The sequence below is a fragment of the Micromonospora sp. BQ32 genome, from assembly GCF_059358895.1.
Genome location: NZ_JCADBI010000002.1, coordinates 679,744 through 699,296, shown reverse-complemented (window position 1 = coordinate 699,296; position 19,553 = coordinate 679,744). Strand labels below are relative to the sequence as shown.

The following is a 19,553-nucleotide window of genomic DNA, read 5'->3' as shown; positions in this document are numbered from 1 at the left end:
AAACCGTGGCGGGTGCAGTGCGGCATCCCACACTGAGCGATCGTTAGGGCCGCCGTGGGCGGCCGATACACTCCCCGTCAGTAACCTGCCCGGGAGGAGCCACGAAGGTGCGCAAGGTACTCATCGCCAACCGCGGCGAGATCGCCGTCCGGGTGATCCGCGCGTGCCGCGACGCTGGCCTGGGCAGCGTCGCCGTGTACGCGGACTCCGACCGCGACGCCCTGCACGCCACCCTCGCGGACGAGGCGTACGCGCTCGGCGGGGACAGCGCGACCGAGACCTACCTGCGCATCGACAAGCTGCTCGACGTCGCCGCCCGGGCCGGCGCCGACGCCGTACACCCGGGTTATGGCTTCCTTAGTGAGAACGCCGACTTCGCCCAGGCCGTCATCGACGCCGGGCTGACCTGGATCGGCCCCACCCCGCAGGCGATCCGCGACCTGGGCGACAAGGTCACCGCCCGGCACATCGCCCAGCGGGCCGGAGCGCCCCTGGTCCCCGGCACCCCGGACCCCGTGGCCAGCCCGGACGAGGTGATGGCCTTCGCCGTCGACCACGGCCTACCGGTCGCCATCAAGGCCGCCTTCGGTGGCGGTGGGCGCGGCCTCAAGGTCGCCCGCACCATGGAGGAGATCCCCCAGCTGTTCGAGTCGGCGACCCGGGAGGCGGTCGCGGCGTTCGGTCGGGGCGAGTGCTTCGTCGAGCGGTACCTGGACCAGCCCCGGCACGTCGAGGCGCAGGTCCTCGCCGACCAGCACGGCAACGTGATCGTGGTGGGCACCCGGGACTGCTCGTTGCAGCGACGTCACCAGAAGCTCGTCGAGGAGGCGCCCGCGCCGTTCCTCACCGACGCCCAGCGCGCGCAGATCCACGAGAGCGCCAAGGCGATCTGCCGCGAAGCCGGCTACCACGGCGCCGGCACTGTGGAATACCTGGTGGGCGTCGACGGCACCATCTCCTTCCTGGAGGTCAACACCCGACTCCAGGTCGAGCACCCGGTCACCGAGGAGACCGCCGGCATCGACCTGGTCCGCGAGCAGTTCCGGATCGCCGACGGCGAGAAACTGCGGATCACCGAGGACCCGACGCCGCGCGGGCACGCGATCGAGTTCCGGATCAACGGCGAGGACCCGGGCCGCAACTTCCTGCCCGCCCCCGGCACGGTCACCGCGCTGCGCCTGCCCAGCGGGCCCGGTGTGCGGGTCGATACCGGCATCTCGGCCGGCGACGTGATCGGCGGCAACTTCGACTCACTGCTCGCCAAGGTGATCATCACGGGTGAGACGCGGACCGAGGCGCTGGAGCGCGCCCGCCGCGCGCTGGACGAGATGGTCCTCGACGGGATGGCCACCGCGCTGCCGTTCCACCGGCTCGTCGTGCGGGACGAGGCGTTCACCGCCGAGCCGTTCACCGTGCACACCCGGTGGATCGAGACCGAGTTCCACAACACCGTGCCGCCGTTCACCGCCGCCGCCGGCGCCGCCGAGGCGCCGGCCGAGCGCGACACCGTCGTGGTCGAGGTGGGCGGCAAGCGCCTTGAGGTCAGCCTTCCCGCCAGCTTCGGCGGGAGTACGACCACCGCGGCACCCGCCTCCCGCAAGCCGACCCGACGCGGCGGCGGTGCCAAGGCCGGCGCCCCGGTCGGCGGCGACGCGCTCACCTCGCCGATGCAGGGCACCATCGTCAAGATCGCGGTGGCGGACGGTGACACCGTGGCCGAGGGCGACCTGGTCGTGGTGTTGGAGGCGATGAAGATGGAGCAGCCACTGCACGCTCACAAGGCGGGCACGGTCAGCGGTCTCAGCGCCGAGGTCGGTGCCGTGATCACCGCCGGCGCCCCCATCTGCACCATCGCCTGAGCCGCCCGGCGGGCAGTCAGCGCAGGGTCTCGTCGGCGACCGCGCGGACGGCGGCGGTCAGGGCGTTCAGCACGTCCGACTCCAGCCGCCAGTGCTGCCAGTAGAGCGGAACGTCGAGGTGTCGGCCGGGCGCGAGGTCGACACAGCGGCCGGCGGTCAGGTCGGCCTGGGCGATCTGTTCCGGCACCAGGCTCCAGCCCAACCCGAGCCGGATCGCCTCGCTGAACGCCGGTACCGACGGTATGTAGTGCACCGGCGGGTCGAGCGTCCGACCGGCCACCGCCCGGATGAACCGGTGTTGCACCCGGTCCTTCCGGTCGAAGACCACCAGCGGCGTGCTCGCCAGCGCGTCGGCGGTGAGTCCTCCGGCGAAGTGAGACGCCGCGAATTCCGGCGTGGCCAGCGCGCGGTAGCGCATGGCCCCGAGCCGCAGCACCCGGCAGCCCCGCACTGCCTCCCGCTGTGCGGTGACCGCCGCCGTCACCGAACCGTCGCGGAGCAGCTCGGCGGTGTGGTCCTGATCGTCCTGCCGCAGGTCGAACGAGAGCCCGGCCCGCTGCGGCAACCGGGCCAGCGCGGCGGGAAACCAGGTGGCCAGCGAGTCCGCGTTGACCACCACGGCGACCCGGGTCAGGCCACCGCCGGCCAGCGGGCCGCGGGCATCGGCCAGCGCCTCCCGTTCGAGCAGCGTGAGCTGGCCGGCCAGGCGCAGCAGAGGGCGGCCAGCGTCGGTTGTCACGCATGGTCGGGCGCGGCGGACCAGCACCTGGCCGACGGTCTCCTCCAGCGCCTTGATCCGTTGGCTCACCGCAGACGGCGTGACGTGCAGCAGCCGGGCCGCCGCGTCGAAGCTGCCCTCCGCCACCACCGCCGCCAGCGTGCGCAGCTGCGCCGAGTCGAGACCATCCATTAGCTAAGCTTAAGTTGCGTCAGAATCCTTAGCTGGACTGGTGACTGTCGGCAGCCCTAGCGTCGAGTCCGTGCTCACCTCCGCCGTCGCCGGCTTCTCGATCTCCATCGCCCTCATCGTCGCCATCGGCGCCCAGAACGCCTTCGTCCTCCGCCAGGGCCTGCGGCGCGAGCACGTCGTACCGGTGGTGCTGACCTGCGCCGCGTCGGACGCCCTGCTGATCATGGCGGGGGTGGCCGGGGTCGGCTCACTGGTGACCGGCCGACCGGGCCTCCTGACGGCGATCCGCTGGGGCGGTGCGGCCTTCCTGCTCTGCTACGCCGGGCTCGCCGCCCGCCGCGCCGCGCGTCCCGGCACCCTGCTGCCCACCGATCGTCCGCCGGCCACGCTGGGGGCGACCCTGCTCGCCTGCGCCGCCTTCACCTACCTGAACCCCCACGTCTATCTGGACACCGTGCTGCTCCTCGGCGGCGTGGCCCAACAACACCCGCACCGGTGGGTCTTCGGCGCCGGCGCCGCCCTGGCCAGTGTGGTTTGGTTCACCGCGCTCGGCGTCGGCGCGCAGCGCCTCGCGCCGCTGCTCGCCCGCGCCGTGGCCTGGCGGGTGCTGGACGGGGTCATCGCCGTCGTGATGGCCGGGCTCGCCGTGGCACTCCTGTTGGGCTGACCGGCTCTGCCCGCCAACGCCCGGCCGACTCTGTCGTCAAGCGCCGGCAGACGCCGACGCCCCCGAGCAGGCCGACGCCGCGCGGGCGGCGGGAGTGTTTTCCGCGACCACCGGCGGTGGAACGGACCGCGAGCGGGAATGATTGCCGGGTGCGGTTCCTTCACGGCGCGGCTCCCGCGCACGACCTGACCTATGCCGACGTGTTCATGGCGCCGGCCCGCTCCGACCTGGCATCCCGGCTCGACGTCGACCTGTCCACCGGCGACGGCACCGGCACCACCATTCCGCTGGTGGTGTCGAACATGACCGCGGTCGCCGGACGGCGGATGGCGGAGACGGTCGCCCGCCGGGGTGCCATCGCGGTGATCCCGCAGGACATTCCGATCGAGGTGGTGGCGAACGTCGTCGCCTGGGTCAAACAGCGCCACCTGGTCTACGACACGCCGATCACGCTGGGCCCGACCGACACCGTGGGCGACGCCATCCACCTGCTGCCCAAGCGCTCGCACGGTGCAGTGATCGTGGTCGACGACGCCGGCCGCCCGATGGGTGTGGTCACCGAGGCGGACACCACGGGCGTGGACCGGTTCGCTCAGCTGCGTCACGTGATGTCCACCGAGCTGCACACCGTCCCGGCGGACGCGGATCCGCGTACCGGGTTCGACCTGCTCTCGGCGGGCCGCCGCCGACTCGCCCCGGTGGTGGACACCGAGGGCCGGCTGGTCGGGGTGCTGACTCGGCAGGGCGCGTTGCGGGCCACCCTCTACACCCCGGCCGTGGACGACCGGGGCCGGCTTCGGATCGCGGCGGCCGTCGGGATCAACGGTGACGTGACCGGCAAGGCCGCTGCCTTGCTGGAGGCGGGGGTGGACACGTTGGTCGTGGACACCGCGCACGGCCACCAGGCACGGATGATCTCCGCACTCCAGGCGGTCCGCAAGCTGAACCCGGGGGTGCCGGTGGCGGCCGGCAACGTGGTGACCGCCGAGGGCGTACGCGACCTGGTGGAGGCGGGGGCGGACATCATCAAGGTCGGCGTCGGCCCGGGCGCGATGTGCACTACCCGGATGATGACCGGCGTGGGTCGGCCGCAGTTCTCCGCCGTGCTTGACTGCGCGGCCGCCGCCCGCCAACTGGGTCGGCACGTGTGGGCCGACGGCGGGGTGCGGCACCCCCGGGACGTGGCGCTCGCGCTCGCCGCCGGCGCGTCGAACGTGATGATCGGCTCCTGGTTCGCCGGCACCTACGAGTCCCCCGGCGACCTGTACACCGACGCGGACGGCCGGCGGTACAAGGAGAGCTTCGGGATGGCCTCGGCTCGGGCGGTCAGCGCCCGAACCGCCGACGACAGCCCGTACGACCGGGCTCGCAAGGCGGTGTTCGAGGAGGGCATTTCCTCGGCCCGGATGCACCTGGACCCGGCCCGACCCGGTGTCGAGGACCTGATCGACGAGATCATCGCGGGCGTACGCAGCGCCTTCACCTACGCCGGCGCACGGAACCTGACCCAGTTCCACGAGCGGGCGATCGTCGGCGTGCAGAGCGCCGCCGGCTTCACCGAAGGAATGCCCCTCCCCACCAGCTGGTAACCCACCCACCCACCATCGTTGATCATGAAGTTATTGCCTCCCGCGTCGGCGTGTCGTGGCAATAACTTCATGATCAACGGAGGAAGGCCGGGGCCGGCCGCAGGAAAGCCGGGGCCGATGGGGGGCTCGGTGTCAGGTCGCCAGTCGGCGCAGGACGGCGCGGGCTGCCTCGCGGGGGTTGTCGCCCACCCGGTCGGGTAGCGCGCCGGCCAGCCAGAGGGTGGCGAAGCCGTGCGCGATCGACCAGGCCGCGAGGGCGTCCCGATCGGTGTCGGCGGGCGCACCGCCAGTGGGTAGCGCCGCCACCCCGGAGCGGAGCTCGGCGCCGGCCCGGGCCCGCGCCGCGATCAGCTCGGTGTCGTCGGCCCGGTAGAGCTCCGGCCGGAACATCACCTCGAAGTACGCGCGGTGCGTGACGGCGAAGTCGACGTAGGCGACGCCGGCCTGCAACAGGTCGCCACCCGCCCTGGCCAACGTCTGGGCCAGCAGGTCGAAGCCCTGCGCGGCGAGCGCGGTGAGCAGGCCCGCCTTGTCGCCGAAGTGGTGTGCGGGCGCGGCGTGCGAGACACCGGCTCGACGGGCCAGGTCGCGCAGGCTCAGCGTGGCGGGCCCGACCTCCTCGATGGCCTCCAGCGCCGCGGCGAGCAGCGTGCGGCGCAGGTCGCCGTGGTGGTAGGCGCGGGTGTCGGTCATGCTCGAATCTTATCTTGCCATTGACAAGATGCGCCAACGTCTCGGCCGCCCGTCGCGAACTGACCCTCGCCGGCCGCCCGGTCACCCCACTCGGGCAGCGCACCGCCCTGCAGATCGTGTTCGTGGCCGCCGCTGCGGCAATTTCGTTTGGCCCCTGACTATCAGGGAGCTAACCTGCCTGTCGTGGAACTCGTGACCCTCCAGGACGTGCCGCTCGGCCGGCTGCTGGTGGTGGCCGGGCACCTGGTCGGGCAGCGGTGGAACCGCTACCTCGCCGAGGAGCACGGCCTCACCCAGGCCGGCATGATCACCCTGATGACGCTGGCCCGCCACGGCGAGCTACCCCACCGGGAGGTCGCCGAGAAGGGGTTCGTACGCCCGGCGACCCTGACCGGCATCGTCGACACGCTCGAACGCGACGGTCTGGTCGAGCGGCAGCGCGACGACAACGACCGGCGCAGCATCCGACTCGCCCTCACCCCCGCCGGGCGGAAGCGGGTGGCCGCGCTCGGCGCACTCATGCACTCCGGACGGCCCCTCACCTCGGTCGACGCCGACCCGGCGAAGGCCCAGGTGATCCGGGAGTTCCTGCTTGAGGTCATCGGCAGCGGAGACGACCCGCGGATGACCGGACGCCCTACCGAAACGAAGGACCCGGCGTGCTGATCCGACTCCTGCGCGGCCAACTGCGCACCTATCAGAGGCCGCTGCTCGCGGTCGTGCTGCTCCAGTTCGTGGGCACCATGGCCTCGCTCTACCTGCCCAGCCTCAACGCGGACATCATCGACCAGGGCGTGGCCCGGGGCGACACCGACTACATCGTGCGCACCGGCGGCTGGATGCTGCTGGTCAGCCTGATCCAGATCGTCTGTTCGATCGCCGCCGTCTACCTCGGCGCCCGGGTCGCGATGGGCTTCGGCCGGGACGTACGCGCCGACCTGTTCGGGCACGTCAACCGCTTCTCCGCCCGGGAGGTGGCCCGGTTCGGGGCGCCGTCGCTGATCACCCGCAACACCAACGACGTCCAGCAGGTGCAGATGCTGGTGCTGATGAGCTGCACGATGCTGGTCGCCGCACCGATCATGAGCGTCGGCGGCGTGTTCATGGCGCTGCGCGAGGACGTCGGGCTCTCCTGGCTGATGCTGGTCAGCGTGCCGGTGCTGGCCATCGCGCTCGGCGCGATCATCCGTCGGATGGTGCCGGGCTTCCGGCTGATGCAGACCCGCATCGACACGGTCAACCGGGTGCTGCGGGAGCAGATCACCGGCATCCGGGTGGTCCGCGCGTTCGTCCGCGAGCCGTACGAGACGGACCGCTTCGCCGTCGCCAACGCCGACCTGACCGCCACCGCGCTGCGTACCGGCCGGTTGCTGGCCTTGATCTTCCCGGTGGTCATGCTGGTGCTGAACGTCTCCAGCGTGGCGGTGCTCTGGTTCGGCGCGCAGCGGGTGGACGCCGGCGCGATCCAGGTCGGCGCGCTCACCGCATTCCTGCAGTACCTGATGCAGATCCTGATGGCGGTCATGATGGCCACCTTCATGCTGATGATGGTGCCGCGGGCGGCGGTCTGCGCCGAACGGATCGTCGAGGTGCTGGACACCGACTCCTCGGTGGTCCCGGCCGCCGCACCGGTCACCGAGCTGCCCACCCGAGCCGAGCTGGAGCTGCGCGGGGTGCGCTTCCAGTACCCGGGCGCGGTCGAGCCGGTGCTGCGCGACATCTCCTTCCGGGCGACCCCGGGCACCACCACGGCGATCATCGGCAGCACCGGCGCGGGCAAGACGACCCTGCTGTCGCTGATTCCCCGCCTGGTCGACGTCACCGCCGGCGCGGTGCTGGTCGACGGGGTGGACGTCCGGGAGTTGGCACCGGACGAGCTGTGGCGACGCATCGGCCTGGTGCCGCAACGGCCGTACCTGTTCACCGGGACGGTCGCCAGCAACCTGCGCTACGGCAACCCGGACGCCACCGACGAGGAGCTGTGGACGGCGTTGGAGATCGCCCAGGCCCGGGACTTCGTGGCCCAGATGCCCGGCGGGCTGGACGCCCCGATCGCGCAGGGCGGCACCACCGTCTCCGGTGGACAGCGGCAGCGCCTGGCCATCGCCCGGGCCCTGGTCCGGCAACCGGAGATCTACCTCTTCGACGACTCGTTCTCCGCGCTCGACCTGGGCACCGACGCGCGGCTGCGAGCGGCACTGCGCCCGGTCACCGCGCAGTCGGCGGTCGTGATCGTGGCCCAGCGGGTCTCCACGATCATCGACGCCGATCAGATCATCGTTCTCGAGGACGGAGGGGTCGTCGGAGTGGGACGACATGCCGAGTTGGTGGACACCTGCCCGACGTACGCCGAGATCGTGGCCTCGCAGCAGACGACGGAGGTGGCGGCATGAGCGAGCGTGACGAGCCGCGCACCGCGGCCGTACCCAGTCAGAAGCCGGCCGGCGACGGACGGACGCCGCATGAGACCGCGCAGCAACCCGGCGGGGAAACCGCGCCGGAGACCGGCAGCGGCGCGCCGACGCCGAAGCGGCTGCCGCCCGGCCGTCAGGGCGGTGGCCCGCCGTGGATGGGCGCCGGGATGCCGGCCGAGAAGTCGATGAACTTCGGGCCGTCGGCCCGCCGGTTGCTCGGCCGGCTGCGCTCGCACCGACTGCACCTGGCCGCGATCATCGCGTTGGCCGTGGTGAGCGTCGGGTTCAGCGTGGCCGGGCCGAAGATCCTCGGTCACGCCACCGACCTGATCTTCACTGGGGTGATCGGCCGGCAACTGCCCGCCGGCACCACCGCCGAGCAGGCCGTCGCGGCGGCCCGGGCCAGCGGCAACGACAGCTTCGCCGACATGCTGGCCCGGATGGACGTGGTGCCCGGGGTGGGCATCGACTTCAGCGCCCTGAGTCGGGTGCTGCTGCTGGCGCTCGGGCTCTACCTGGCGGCGAGCCTGCTGTCCTGGTGGCAGGGTTGGCTGCTCAACGGGGTGGTCCAGCGCACCGTGCTGCGGCTGCGCGCCGAAGTGGAGGAGAAGCTCAACCGGCTGCCGCTGCCCTACTTCGACCGGCAGCCGCGCGGTGAGTTGCTCAGCCGGGTCACCAACGACATCGACAACATCTCCACCAGCCTCCAGCAGACCCTCAGTCAGCTGCTCACCTCGCTGCTGACCGTCGTCGGCGTGCTGGCCGTGATGTTCTGGATCTCGCCGGTGCTGGCCCTGGTGGCCCTGGTCGCGGTGCCGTTGTCGGTGCTGGTCACCCAGCGCATCGCCAAGCGCTCGCAGAAGCAGTTCATCGCCCAGTGGACGCACACCGGGGAGTTGAACGGCCAGATCGAGGAGGCGTACACCGGTCATGAGCTGGTGAAGGTCTTCGGCCGGCAGCGTGAGGTCGAGGCCGAGTTCCACGCGAAGAACGAGGAGCTGTTCCGGGCCAGCTTCGGTGCGCAGTTCATCTCCGGGATCATCATGCCGTCGATGATGTTCATCGGAAACCTGAGCTACGTGGCGATCGCCGTGGTCGGTGGGCTGCGGGTCGCCTCCGGCACGATGAGCCTCGGTGACGTGCAGGCGTTCATCCAGTACTCCCGCCAGTTCACCCAGCCGCTCACCCAACTCGCCTCGATGGCCAACCTGCTCCAGTCCGGGGTGGCCTCGGCCGAGCGGGTCTTCGCGGTGCTCGACGCGGACGAGCAGACCCCTGACCCGGTCGAGCCGGCCCGGGTCGCCGACCCGCACGGTCGGGTCGAGTTCGAGCACGTCTCGTTCCGCTACGAGCCGGACAAGCCGCTGATCGACGACCTGTCGCTGGTCGCCGAGCCCGGGCACACGGTGGCCATCGTCGGCCCGACCGGCGCCGGCAAGACCACCCTGGTCAACCTGGTGATGCGGTTCTACGAGCTGGACGGCGGCCGGATCACCCTCGACGGGGTGGACATCACCACGATGCGTCGCGACGACCTGCGCGGCCGGATCGGCATGGTGCTCCAGGACACCTGGCTGTTCGGCGGCACCATCCGGGACAACATCGCCTACGGGCGGCCGGACGCCACCGAGGAGGAGATCCTCGCCGCGGCCCGGGCCACCTTCGTGGACCGGTTCGTGCGCAGCCTGCCCGACGGCTACGACACGGTCATCGACGAGGAGGGCAGCAACGTCAGCGCCGGCGAGAAGCAGCTCATCACCATCGCGCGGGCGTTCCTCGCCGAGCCGTCGCTGCTGATCCTCGACGAGGCCACCAGTTCGGTGGACACCCGCACCGAGGTGCTGCTGCAACGGGCGATGGCCGCGCTGCGCTCGGACCGGACCAGCTTCGTCATCGCGCACCGGCTCTCCACCATCCGCGACGCCGACCTGATCCTCATGATGGAGAACGGCCGGATCGTCGAGCAGGGCACCCACGAGCAGTTGCTCGCCGCCCAGGGCGCGTATCACCGGCTCTATCGCTCACAGTTCACCGGCGCGGTGGTCGACGAGGAACCGGCCGCCCAACCGGCGTCGGTCTGAGGTCGGGCGGCCGTGCGCGCGGGACGATCGGTGGGCGTGTCAGCCCGACGGCAGCAGGTCGGTGGCGCGGGCGGCGACCTGCCCGCCGATCAGGGCAAGCGCGGCGTCGGCGGGCATCGGGGCCAGGGCGCGACCGCCGCGCACGCGCAGCACGAGACGCCCGTCGGCCGTCTCCCGGGCACCCAACACCCCGAGGTACGGGACGCGGCGGCGGGCCGCGTCCCGGACCCGGGCGCCCAGCGACCCGGGGACGTCGACCTCGACCCGCAGGCCGGCCTCGCCCGCCCGTCGGGCCAGGTCGGCCGCCGCGTCGACCTGACCGTCGTCGACCGGCAGCAGCAGCAGCTGGACGGGCGCGTACCAGGCCGGGAACGCGCCCTCATGCACCTCGATGAGGTACGCGAACAGTCGTTCCATGCTGCCGACCAGGCTGCGGTGCACCATGACCGGGCGACGCCGGCTGCCGTCCGAGTCGGTGTACGACAGGTCGAACCGCTCCGGCTTGTCGAAGTCCAGTTGGATGGTGGAGATGGTCGACTCCCGGCCAGCGGCGTCGACGATCTGAATGTCGATCTTCGGGCCGTAGAACGCGGCCTCGCCCGGCGCCTCGACGTACTCCACCCCCGCCAGCGCCTTCCGCAGCAACTCCTCGGCGCGGGCCCACTGCGCGTCGTCGCCGACGTACTTCTCGCCCGGCCCGCGCAGCGACAGCCGGAACCCGGCCGGCCGGACGCCGAGCGCGGCGTGTGCGGCACGGATCAGCCCGAGGATCTCGACGACCTCCGCGCCGACCTGCTCGGGGGCGCAGAAGGTGTGCGCGTCGTTGAGCGAGATGGCGCGGACCCGGGACAGCCCGCCGAGCACGCCGGAGCGCTCCGAGCGGTACATCCCGCCCAGCTCCGCGATCCGCAACGGCAGCTCCCGGTAGGAACGGCCGCGCGCCCGGAAGACCAACGCGTGGTGCGGGCAGAGGGCCGGCCGGAGCACGAACTCGTCGTCGGCGCTCAGCCGCATCGGCGGGAACATGTCGTCGGCGAAGTAGCCGAGATGGCCGGAGAGTTCGAAGAGTTCGCGCTTGCCCAGCGGCGGCGAGTAGACGTGCTGGTGGCCGGAGCGGCGCTCCAACTCCCGGACGTACTCCTCGACGGCGTGCCGGGCCGCGGCACCGGCCGGCAGCCAGATCGGCAGGCCGGCACCGGCCAGCGGGTCGGAGACGAAGAGGTCCAGCTCGCGGCCGAGCCTACGGTGGTCGATCATGTCGGGCTCCTGGATCGGGTACGACCCGGAGGCGACCTGAGCTCCGTTCGGCGCGCTGCCCTCGGGGGCGGATCGCCCCGGGGCCTGGTCGACGGTGGTTACGTCAGAGCGGCGCGCCGGGGATACCCGGCGTCGTGGTCATCACTACCGCGCTGCGCATACGGCGACCGTACCCGCGCGACGATCGGGGGCGCACCCGGATTTGCGGCGGAGGGGCGGGCCGCCGGCGCGGGACCCGCCGGCGGCCCTGGCGGCCGAATCGTCAGGAACGGGGGACCCGACGGGCGTGGCCGCGCCGACAACGGTACGCCGACGAACGCCGATCCGCCGCCCGCCCGGGTCGGGTGGGACAACGTCCGAACCCGTCACCCGGCAGCGTTCAGCCTCGTTGTAGCTGGGTGGCCCAGTCGTGTCGACGGTCACGACGGGCCGGGGCCGTCCACCGTGACGCCGGACACGACGTCAGGCTCAAGACACCCAATTGGCCGCATCCGGCGAGGTGGCAGGCGTGCCCGAACTACTGACTGACGTCGCGTCGCCGACGTGGGCGTACCTGGTGCTGCTCGCTCTGCTGATCGCGGACGCCTTCGTGCCGGTGATCCCCACCCAGATCGTCATGATCACCAGTGGCGCGCTCACCGTCTACGGCGGGCTCAGCCTGCCGGTCACCATCGCCGTCGGCGCGCTCGGCGTATTCGCCGGTGATCTGGCCTGCTACCTGCTCGGGCGGAGCGCGCCGGACCGACGGCCACCCCGGCACGCGGAGCTGAGCCGCGCCCGCCGGGTGGCCAGCCGGGTCACCCAGGGGCTGCGACAACCCGGGCCGCTGGTCATCCTGCTCTGCCGGTTCGTGCCGGGCGGCCGGATGGCGGCCTGCTTCTCGGCCGGGCGCAGCCGCTACCCGTACCGCCTGTTCGTGCTCTACGAGGCCATCGCCGCGCTGGGCTGGGCCACCTACGGCGCGCTGGTCGGGCACCTGGGCGGCACCGCACTGACCGAGTCGGCCTGGCGGCTGGCCATCATCGCCACCGCCGCGGCGGCCGGCTTCGCCGCGGCCGGATGGGCGATGACAGTGGTCAGCGCCCGCCACGCCCGCGCCGCCGCCGCGGTCGCCGCAGTCGACGTCCCCATCGACTGAGTGTCGTTGGATCTGGCTCCTCAGCCTCTGCAAGACGGATCCCGCCAGCGCCGACCTCATCAGCGAGGCCATCGACCTGCTCGCCGAACACGGGCCGGCGCTCGGGCGTCCCCTGGTTGACCGCCTCAAGGGCAGCATCTTCCACCACATGAAGGAGTTGCGGCCTGGGTCGACCGGCTCCACGGAGGTCCGCATGATCTTCGCTTTTGATCCCGTTCGAGAAGCTGTTTTTCTGGTCGCTGGCGACAAGTCGGGCCAGTGGCAGACTTGGTACAAGACCGCGGTCCCGTTGGCGGACGACCGGTTTCAGGAGCACCTCTCCAGGCTGAGGGAAACACAGAGATGACCGGTGGAGCTGACTGGCACGACGTCAAGGCGAAGGCCCGCGCGCTCGATCCATCCTGGGAAGATCCGGACCGGGCCTCCCGGCGGGCTCAGCACCGTGAGCAGATGCTGGCGGCCGTCAGCGGGGCACAGCTGGCAGAGATCCGCAAGCACCTGGGTATGACTCAGGTCCAACTGGCCGAGGCGGCGGGGCTGACGCAGGCGAGAATCAGCCAGATCGAGAATGGCGAGCACACCAGCCTGGAATCACTCCGCGCCTACGTCACCGGCCTGGGTGGTCATCTCGACGTCGTCGCCCGCATCGGGAACATCCAGCTGAACGTCGCCTGACCTGGCGAAGGTCTTCGCGATCATCGGAAGTTCACGGATGCGCGGGAGCACGTGACGGCCAGATGCCGGACGGCCTCTAGGGGTGGTCCCGGGGAACGATTTCGGTGGCTGTCCCGGATTCGGCTGGGGTGTCTGCGGCGACAGGCTGAGGCATGCCTGTTACCCGGAGTACCGGCCTGCTGGCCCTGGGCGGGATCGCCCTGGCGGCGCTGCTCACCGTGATCGGCCACCTCGAAGTCAACGACGACCTCAACCCGTGGGCGTTGACCATCAGCGACTTCGCGGTCTCCGACCGCGGCGGCGTCATCGACATCGCCATGGTGGTGCTCGCGCTCGCCACGGTGGCGTTGCTGTACGGACTGCGCCACTCCAGTCCACCCCGGGCGCGCTCCGGTCGAACGGCCGAGCTGCTGCTCGGCGCATGGGTGGGTGGCCTGCTGCTGGCCGCAGTGGTGCCGACGAACGAGCCGGGCACCGCCATGACCACCGCCGCCTACCTGCACCGGTACGCGTCGGTGATCGCCTTCCTGGCGTTGCCGGTCGGCGGCTGGTTGCTCGCCCGCCGACCCGATCTGACACCCGCCGCCCGGACGTTACGCGCCCTCGTCCTGCTCAGCCTGGCCCTGGCGGCAGCCATGATCTGGTCCGCCTACCCGGGTGACCGGATGCTCATCGGCCTGGCCGAACGCCTCCTCATCCTCACCGAGGTGGCCGTCCTGGCCACGGTGGCGATAATCCAGACCCGGCGAGCTACTCCAGCTCGTGCAGCATGAGCTGCCGGGCCGCCTCGGTGATGGAGCCGGACAGCGACGGGTAGATGGTGATGGTCTGGGCCAGCTCGTTGACGGTGAGGTTGTTCTCCACCGCCATGGTGATGGGCAGGATCAGCTCGCTGGCCTTCGGAGCGACCACCACGCCGCCGATCACCTGACCGCTGGCCGGCCGGCAGAACAGCTTCACGAAACCGTCGGAGAGGTCGTCCATCTTGGCCCGGGCGTTGCCGGAGAGCGGCAGCATCACCTGCCGGGCCGGCACCTTGCCCGCGTCCACCTCGTCCTGCGAGACACCCACGGTGGCCAGCTCCGGGTCGGTGAAGACGTTCGCCGCGACGGTACGCAGCCGCAGCGGGCGGACCGCCTCGCCGAGCGCGTGCCACATGGCGATCCGACCCTGCATGGCGGCGACGCTGGCCAGCAGCAGCACCCCGGTGCAGTCGCCGGCGGCGTAGATGCCGGGCACGTTGGTCCGGGAAGCCCGGTCGACGGTCAGGTAACCGCCCCGACCCAGCTGCACCCCGTACTCGGCCAGGCCCAGGTTGGCGGTGTTCGGGATCGAACCGACCGTGATCAGCGCGTGCGAGCCGGTCACCTTACGGCCGTCGGAGAGCTCCACCTCGACGCCGTCGGCGGTACGCCGGACCGCGTCGGCCCGGGAGTTGTTCAGGATCTCCATGCCCCTGTTGCGGAACACCCGCTCGATGGCGGAGGCGGCGTCGGCGTCCTCGTGCGGCATCACCCGGTCCCGGCTGGAGACCAGGGTCACCTCGACCCCCATCGCCAGGTACGCGCTGGCGAACTCCGCGCCGGTCACGCCGGACCCGACCACGATCAGGTGCTCGGGCAGCTCCGGCAGGTCGTACACCTGTCGCCAGGTCAGGATGCGCTCACCGTCCGGTACGGCGGTGGGCAGCTGGCGGGGCGTCGAGCCGGTGGCCACCAGCACGGTGGACGCGTCGATCGAGTACTCCTCGCCACCGTCGGCGGGGGTGACGACGACCCGGTGGGTGTGCCCGAGGGAGTCCTCGCCGAGCCGGGCGGTGCCGGCCACGAAGGTGACCCCCGCCTTCAGCAGCTTGGCGTGGATGTCCGCGGACTGCGCCAGGGCCAGCCGCTTGACCCGCCCGTGCACCGCCCGGGCGTCGACGGTGACCGCCTCCAGGCCGTCCGAGTGCACCCCGAACTCCTCGGTGTCGCGGTATCCGGTGACCACCCCGGAACTGGCGATGAAGGTCTTCGACGGTACGCAGTCGGAGAGCACGCAGGCACCGCCGGCACCGTCGGCTTCCACCACGGTGACATCGGCGTCCAGCTGGGCGGCGACCAGTGCCGCCTCGTACCCGGCCGGCCCCCCACCGATGATCACGATCCGGCTCACAGCGTTCGCCCTTCGTCCATGCTCACAGTGACTTTCTTCTCCCGAGCGCATTCGACACGCACTGTCGTATTCTCCCCCACCCGTCGGCCGGGCTATCGTCATCGCCGTGCGTCATCACGCCGCCTACGGCTCAAATCTCGATCCCGCCCGAATGCGCGCCTACTGTCCGCATTCGCCGATGGTGGGCACCGGCTGGCTGGAGGGCTGGCGGCTGACCTTCGCCGGGGCGGACGTCATCGGCTGGGAGGGTGCGGTGAGCACCCTGGTCGAGTCTCCCGGTGACCGGGTCTTCGTGGCGCTCTACGACATCCACCCGTACGACGCGGGCCAGCTCGACGAGATCGAGGGGGTGACCGCCGGCACGTACCGCAAGCTGCACGTGCGGGTCTCCACCCTCGACGGCGACGTGACCGCGTGGATCTACGTCTTCAACGGGTACGAGGGTGGCCTGCCAACCTCGTGGTATCTGTCGGAGATTGCGAACGCCGCCGAGAAGGCGGGCGCCCCGGACGACTACGTCACCGAGCTGCGGGCCCGCCCCACCGGCACCGCGTCGGCGTAGCAGCGCGTATCGCACGCCCCCAGTCTGCTACCGCCGTCGGCCGGAGCGCCGGTCGGGCCGGACCGGGGTCGTCAATCACACACCGGCCGCCGGGACGGAACGTTCGTACATGTCGGTCCACTGGGTCTCCCGCAGGCCCACCGACCGGTAGAGCGACAGCGGGGCGGTCGGGTTGGTGAGGTCGACGCCCAGGCCGGCCGCTCGCCTCCCCTTCTCTGCGTAGCGGGCGAAGGCACGGCGCAGCAGCGCCGCACCCACCCCCCGGCGCCGGTACGCGGAGAGCACCGACAGGTTCTTCACCCAGCCCGACTGCTGGTCGAGCGCCTGATCCGAGGACTGCAACGCGCCGACCGGCACCCCGTCCACCTCGGCGACGAACCACTCGTCCCAGGCGGTCAGGTCGCCGATCCGGGCCCGCCACCGCTCGTACGACAGCGGCTCGTGGTCCGGGGTGTCGCCGAAGGCGGCCTCGTAGATCCGGTGGAACTCCACCAGGTCGGCCTCGTCGTCGGGGCGGACCGGCCGCACCGTCACGGCCGCTGGCCCAGCCGGCTCGTCGGGCAGGTCGTCCAACGGCCGGCTCATCCGGACGTACCGCTTGACGAGGGCGAACCCGAGCCCGCGCAGGGCGTGTTCCCAGTCACGTTCCGGGGCGAAGACCGCGCAGCGGACGGTGAGCGACGACAGCCCCCGCTCGGCAGCGCGCTCGGCGACCCGGTCCAGTTGGCGGACCAGCAACGGCGCCCGCACGGCGGCGCCCCGTACCGGATCGACGTAGACCTCCACGAACTCGCGGCCCACCCCGGTCGGGTTGTCCACGGTCGCCCAGCCGACCACGGTGTCGTCCGGGTCGATGGCGAGCCAGGAGTCCCGGGTCGGGTCGAAGTAGGGAGCGGTCAACGACGCCGCGACATCCTCGGCGTCGAAGTCGGGATGGCCGATGGCGAAGGTGTCGGCGGCGTGCACCACCGCGAGGATCGCCGGCACGTCGTCGAGGGTGGGCCGGCGCGTTGTCCAACCAGCGGGAAGGGTCACGGCAGGACATCCTGGCAGCCGACCCGCTGCGGCGCCGCCCATTTTCTGGCCGCCGGGAGGCTCAGCCGAGGTCGACCCGGGTGCGGTGCAGCAACTCCACCAACTCCGCGCCGTCGGCGGGGCCGAGGGCCGTGAACGCCGGCGCGGCCAGCCGGTTTGTCACCGCCTCCGCCCAGAGTCGGCGGCGTACCAGCGGCCCGATCGGCGGGTACGGCGGTGGCCAGCCGCAGGCCACCGCCCCGGCTTCGCCCTCCGGCCCGGCCAGCACCGCCTCCAGCGGGGTCATCCCGGCGGCACGGACCGCCAGCAGGTACGCGCCGGTGAAGTGTTCCCGGAGCAGCCGCAGGCCGGCGGCGCTGCGGGCCCCGGGAGAGAGATCCGGAAGCGGCATGGCCCGCCACGCGGCGAAGAGCGGCATCCCGCTGGCTTCCGCCGCCACCACGGCCCGCTCGACGAGCGCCGACAGGCGTTCGGCGCCGGGAAGGGGGCCGAGTTGCTGGGCCCCCCACCGGCAGCATTCGGCGAGGCTCGCGGCGGCCACCTCGAACGGCGGGACGACCCGGGCGGCGGCGTCCCAACCGTCGGCGACCGCGTCCGGGGCGATGAACCCGATGGCGGCGGCGGCCGTCTCGGCCCGCACGTCGCCGAGCGCACCGGCCCGGCCACTGATGTAGAAGGCCCAGCCGGAGATGCCGAGCAGTCGGGCCCGACGCAACGTGGTCGGGTCCCGGCTGAAGGCGTCGCCCAGGTCGAGCACGACGGGCTTACTGGCGGCCGCGACCTGCTCCGGAGTCACCTCGACGCCCCGCCCGGGCAACCCGAACCGCCGACCACGACCACGCCCCGGCCCGGGGCCACTCGCCGTGTACGGCCCGCACACTCGTCGTCGTCCATCGATGGTCAGTCTGCCGCGCCACCGCCCGCGTCCGCATCCCCCTCTTCGGCCGCCAGTGCCTCGACCGCCGCCTCGACCTCACCGGCGCGCCGCCGGGCCACGGTGACCGCCCGTTCGGCGGCACGCCGGGCCAGCTTGGCCCGGCTGAGGTCCTGCTCGGCGACCGCGCGCCGCCGCTCCAGCTCGGCCAGCTCGGCCTCAAGGCCATCGAGTACGGCCGCACCGTCGCGCTCCTGCCCGGTCGCCTCGGTCAGCTCGGCCTCGGCCCGCTCCTGGTCGGCCTGGGCCTTCGCCAACTCCCGGTCCAGGGAGCGCCGCTGCCGGGCCCGTTCGGCTCGGGCCGCCCGCTGGGCAGCCTGCTCGGCGCGCTCGGCCGCCCGGTCCGTGCGCGGCGCCGCCTCCGGACGGCCGCGCTGGGGGCCGGGTCGGCGGGCCGGGCGTTCCTCCTCGCGCTCCTCGTCATCGCCGGTGACCAGCCGTAGTTGTGGCCGGGGCACCTCACCGAAGCCGGCGTAGCTGGCCGCCCGCAGCAGGCGGCCCGCCCGCACCTGCTCGGCGACCTCGACGTCGGAGAACGCCGCGTTCAGGGTCGCCTCCACCTCGGCCAGGGGTAGCCGGCTCGCCGGTGGGGCGTCCGGCTCGGCCGCGGCGAGCTTGCGGACCTCGGCGACCAGGGCGCCGACCACCGCCCGGCGCTGCGCGGACAGCTCCCGCAGTCGAGGCCCGCGCAGCTCCCGCTGGGCGGCTCGCAGGGCGTCGGCGAGCTGCACCAGATCGGCGACCAGTTCCGGACGACGGATGGCGAGCAGGTTCACCAGCCAGGCGGCCACCGTCGGGCGACGGAGCCGGGCCAGTTCTCGGGCGGTGGCCGGGTCGCCGGCCCGGCGGGCCTCGGCCACAGCGGCGTCCCGGGCGGCCACGAACCGGTCCGGTGGGGTGCGGTAGAGCTGCTGCACCAGCTCCGCGGAGAGGCCGGGCATCGGGTCAGACGTCCACCCGGCTACCGGGCTCCAGTCGCTGGTATTCGGTGCCGGACAGCGCGGTGTACTGCCGGTCGAGCACGCCCAGCCCGTTGTCGTTGAGCAACGCGTCGTGCAGGGCGTACGCGCGCCGCGGTGCGACCGCGCGGATGAAGTCGACCACCTCGGAGAACTTCGACCAGGGGGCGTGGATCGGCGCGAAGAGCGTGTCGACGGGAGTCTCGTCGGGCACCACCAGGGAGTCGCCCGGGTGGTAGACCACGTCGTTGATCAGGTAACCGAGGTTGTCGATCACCGGGATGTCGGGGTGGATCACGGCGTGCCGCCCCCCGTACGCGCGGACGGCCACCCCGGCGGCGGTGAACGACTCACCGACGCCGACCGGGCGCAGCACGTCGGCCGCGTCGCCCAGGGCCCCGGCGAGCGAGGCGGGCCCGTGGATCGGGAACGGCTGTCGGTCGAGCTGGCGGCGCACCGCTGCCAGATCGAGGTGGTCGGGGTGTTCGTGGGTGATCAGCACCGCGTCCGCACCGTCCAGCGCCGCCCCGGCGTCGCTGAACACTCCGGGGTCGACGATGAGCACTCCCCCGTCGTGTTCCACCCGAAGGCAGGAGTGGGCGTACTTGGTGAGCCGCATCGTGACT

19 protein-coding genes and 1 pseudogene are annotated in these 19,553 nt (G+C 72.1%); 12 read left to right on the top strand and 8 right to left on the bottom strand.

What is annotated here, in order from left to right:
• The first annotated feature begins 107 nt into the window (after positions 1-107).
• A complete protein-coding gene (locus AC5L30_RS06915; RefSeq protein ID WP_494866042.1) occupies positions 108-1,859 on the top strand; it encodes an acetyl/propionyl/methylcrotonyl-CoA carboxylase subunit alpha in 1,752 nt (583 codons plus the stop codon).
• A 16-nt stretch (positions 1,860-1,875) separates the two neighbouring features.
• On the opposite strand, the gene AC5L30_RS06910 is transcribed toward AC5L30_RS06915, so the two are convergent.
• Positions 1,876-2,769 (bottom strand): LysR family transcriptional regulator ArgP, encoded by an 894-nt coding sequence (locus AC5L30_RS06910; RefSeq protein ID WP_494866041.1) that lies wholly within the window; start codon positions 2,767-2,769, stop codon positions 1,876-1,878.
• A 70-nt stretch (positions 2,770-2,839) separates the two neighbouring features.
• On the opposite strand from AC5L30_RS06910, the gene AC5L30_RS06905 reads away from it, so the two are divergent.
• Together AC5L30_RS06905 and AC5L30_RS06900 are read left to right on the top strand one after the other, a co-directional pair.
• Positions 2,840-3,436 carry a LysE/ArgO family amino acid transporter gene (locus AC5L30_RS06905; RefSeq protein ID WP_494866040.1) on the top strand — a complete coding sequence of 199 codons (597 nt, stop codon included), beginning with the start codon at positions 2,840-2,842 and terminating at the stop codon, positions 3,434-3,436.
• A gap of 149 nt (positions 3,437-3,585) precedes the next feature.
• A complete protein-coding gene (locus tag AC5L30_RS06900) occupies positions 3,586-5,025 on the top strand; it encodes a GuaB1 family IMP dehydrogenase-related protein (RefSeq protein ID WP_494866039.1) in 1,440 nt (479 codons plus the stop codon).
• Between the two features lie 132 nt (positions 5,026-5,157).
• On the opposite strand, the gene AC5L30_RS06895 is transcribed toward AC5L30_RS06900, so the two are convergent.
• Entirely contained in the window at positions 5,158-5,718 is a 561-nt protein-coding gene (locus AC5L30_RS06895) for a TetR/AcrR family transcriptional regulator (RefSeq protein ID WP_494866038.1), read from the bottom strand.
• 32 nt (positions 5,719-5,750) lie between these two features.
• On the opposite strand from AC5L30_RS06895, the pseudogene AC5L30_RS06890 reads away from it, so the two are divergent.
• The 4 genes and pseudogenes from AC5L30_RS06890 to AC5L30_RS06875 all read left to right on the top strand — a co-directional run.
• Positions 5,751-5,876, top strand: a pseudogene (locus AC5L30_RS06890) (DoxX family protein); the annotation flags it as partial.
• 25 nt (positions 5,877-5,901) lie between these two features.
• On the top strand, positions 5,902-6,384 hold the full coding sequence (locus AC5L30_RS06885) for a MarR family winged helix-turn-helix transcriptional regulator (RefSeq protein WP_494866037.1): 483 nt from the start codon (positions 5,902-5,904) through the stop codon (positions 6,382-6,384).
• Positions 6,378-8,111: an ABC transporter ATP-binding protein gene (locus tag AC5L30_RS06880; protein WP_494866036.1), complete on the top strand. Its 1,734-nt coding sequence runs from the start codon at positions 6,378-6,380 to the stop codon at positions 8,109-8,111. The genes AC5L30_RS06885 and AC5L30_RS06880 overlap by 7 nt, the downstream gene beginning before the upstream one ends.
• Before the next feature lie 176 nt (positions 8,112-8,287).
• On the top strand, positions 8,288-10,213 hold the full coding sequence (locus AC5L30_RS06875; protein ID WP_494866096.1) for an ABC transporter ATP-binding protein: 1,926 nt from the start codon (positions 8,288-8,290) through the stop codon (positions 10,211-10,213).
• 39 nt (positions 10,214-10,252) lie between these two features.
• On the opposite strand, the gene thrS is transcribed toward AC5L30_RS06875, so the two are convergent.
• Positions 10,253-11,470, bottom strand: a complete 1,218-nt coding sequence (thrS, locus tag AC5L30_RS06870) for a threonine--tRNA ligase (RefSeq protein ID WP_494866035.1) — start codon at positions 11,468-11,470, stop codon at positions 10,253-10,255.
• Positions 11,471-11,978: 508 nt separating this feature from the next.
• Here thrS and AC5L30_RS06865 point away from each other — a divergent pair.
• The 4 genes from AC5L30_RS06865 (at position 11,979) to AC5L30_RS06850 (ending at position 14,056) form a co-directional block, all read left to right on the top strand.
• Positions 11,979-12,608 (top strand): DedA family protein, encoded by a 630-nt coding sequence (locus AC5L30_RS06865; RefSeq protein ID WP_494866034.1) that lies wholly within the window; start codon positions 11,979-11,981, stop codon positions 12,606-12,608.
• A gap of 10 nt (positions 12,609-12,618) precedes the next feature.
• The gene (locus tag AC5L30_RS06860; RefSeq protein WP_494866095.1) at positions 12,619-12,954 is read left to right on the top strand and encodes a type II toxin-antitoxin system RelE/ParE family toxin; all 336 of its coding nucleotides are present in this window, start codon (positions 12,619-12,621) and stop codon (positions 12,952-12,954) included.
• Positions 12,951-13,283, top strand: coding sequence for a helix-turn-helix domain-containing protein (locus AC5L30_RS06855; protein WP_494866033.1), 333 nt, complete (start codon positions 12,951-12,953; stop codon positions 13,281-13,283). Before AC5L30_RS06860 ends, AC5L30_RS06855 begins: the two co-directional genes overlap by 4 nt.
• A 152-nt stretch (positions 13,284-13,435) precedes the next feature.
• Positions 13,436-14,056 carry a DUF998 domain-containing protein gene (locus AC5L30_RS06850; protein WP_494866032.1) on the top strand — a complete coding sequence of 207 codons (621 nt, stop codon included), beginning with the start codon at positions 13,436-13,438 and terminating at the stop codon, positions 14,054-14,056.
• Here the strand turns inward: AC5L30_RS06850 and AC5L30_RS06845 are convergent.
• A complete protein-coding gene (locus tag AC5L30_RS06845) occupies positions 14,034-15,437 on the bottom strand; it encodes an NAD(P)H-quinone dehydrogenase (RefSeq protein WP_494866031.1) in 1,404 nt (467 codons plus the stop codon). The two genes, AC5L30_RS06850 and AC5L30_RS06845, sit on opposite strands and share 23 nt — an antisense overlap.
• A gap of 106 nt (positions 15,438-15,543) precedes the next feature.
• Here AC5L30_RS06845 and AC5L30_RS06840 point away from each other — a divergent pair, with 106 nt between their 5' ends.
• Positions 15,544-15,999, top strand: coding sequence for a gamma-glutamylcyclotransferase family protein (locus AC5L30_RS06840; protein WP_112588201.1), 456 nt, complete (start codon positions 15,544-15,546; stop codon positions 15,997-15,999).
• Between the two features lie 75 nt (positions 16,000-16,074).
• On the opposite strand, the gene AC5L30_RS06835 is transcribed toward AC5L30_RS06840, so the two are convergent.
• From AC5L30_RS06835 to AC5L30_RS06820, 4 genes are all read right to left on the bottom strand, one after another.
• Positions 16,075-17,034, bottom strand: a complete 960-nt coding sequence (locus AC5L30_RS06835; RefSeq protein ID WP_494866030.1) for a GNAT family N-acetyltransferase — start codon at positions 17,032-17,034, stop codon at positions 16,075-16,077.
• Between the two features lie 61 nt (positions 17,035-17,095).
• Positions 17,096-17,830 carry an SCO6745 family protein gene (locus AC5L30_RS06830; RefSeq protein ID WP_494866029.1) on the bottom strand — a complete coding sequence of 245 codons (735 nt, stop codon included), beginning with the start codon at positions 17,828-17,830 and terminating at the stop codon, positions 17,096-17,098.
• A gap of 104 nt (positions 17,831-17,934) precedes the next feature.
• Positions 17,935-18,909, bottom strand: coding sequence for a hypothetical protein (locus AC5L30_RS06825; RefSeq protein WP_494866028.1), 975 nt, complete (start codon positions 18,907-18,909; stop codon positions 17,935-17,937).
• Positions 18,910-18,913: 4 nt separating this feature from the next.
• Positions 18,914-19,546 carry an MBL fold metallo-hydrolase gene (locus AC5L30_RS06820; RefSeq protein ID WP_494866027.1) on the bottom strand — a complete coding sequence of 211 codons (633 nt, stop codon included), beginning with the start codon at positions 19,544-19,546 and terminating at the stop codon, positions 18,914-18,916.
• Between the last annotated feature and the right edge of the window lie 7 nt (positions 19,547-19,553).